This window comes from Amycolatopsis oliviviridis, assembly GCF_014654365.1.
Lineage (GTDB): Bacteria > Actinomycetota > Actinomycetes > Mycobacteriales > Pseudonocardiaceae > Amycolatopsis > Amycolatopsis oliviviridis.
In genome coordinates this window covers 1-693 of sequence record NZ_BNAY01000028.1, presented here as the reverse complement: position 1 = coordinate 693, position 693 = coordinate 1, and the positions used below count along the sequence as shown (strand labels likewise).

Sequence of the window (693 nt, the reverse complement as noted above, 5' to 3'; positions counted from 1 at the left end):
CCGGCTCGACGGCACTGGAGCGGGCCGCCATCACCACCTCGTACAGGGCACGCGACCGGCGCGCGAAATCAGCCTCGGTCATTGTCATCCTTTCGACGACGTGGGTGTTGTCATCGTTTCGATGACATGCTAGAACAGAGGGGCGTGTTGACACCAGAGACAACGACCCCAGGAGGTGGAACCCGATGTTGATGCGCACCGACCCGTTCCGTGAGCTCGACCGGCTCACCCAGCAGATGTTCGGCGCCGCGAACCCCGGAACCTGGTCCAAACCGGCCACGATGCCGATGGACGCCTACCGCGACGGCGACGAATTCGTCGTCTGCTTCGACCTTCCCGGCGCCGACCCCGACGCGATCGAGCTGGACATCGAACGCAACGTCCTCACCGTCAAGGCCGAGCGACGGCCTTACCCCGGCAAAGACGTCCAGATGCAGGTCTCCGAACGCCCGCTGGGTGTCTTCTCCCGGCAGCTGTTCCTCGGCGAAGCCCTCGACACCGACCGCATCGCGGCCGGTTACGAAGCAGGCGTGCTGACCCTGCGCATCCCGGTCGCCGAGAAGGCCAAGCCGCGGCGCATCGAGATCAGCGGCTCCGAGACCGATCGCAAGGAAATCCAGGCCTGAGCGCCGTGTCCGTGGTGGGACCGGCCGATCACCGGTCCCACCACGGGCAGTCGTCGAAGAAAGGACA

At 65.7% G+C, this 693-nt stretch carries 1 protein-coding gene and 1 pseudogene; one reads left to right on the top strand and one right to left on the bottom strand.

All coding sequences use genetic code 11. The annotated features are described in order from the left end of the window. Window positions 1-199, bottom strand: a pseudogene (locus IE302_RS43010) (hypothetical protein); the annotation flags it as partial. Between IE302_RS43010 and IE302_RS42565 the strand changes: the two are divergent. After that, on the top strand, window positions 186-626 hold the full coding sequence (locus tag IE302_RS42565; RefSeq protein ID WP_191260152.1) for an Hsp20/alpha crystallin family protein: 441 nt from the start codon (window positions 186-188) through the stop codon (window positions 624-626). The pseudogene IE302_RS43010 and the gene IE302_RS42565 sit on opposite strands and share 14 nt — an antisense overlap. Window positions 627-693: the final 67 nt, after the last annotated feature.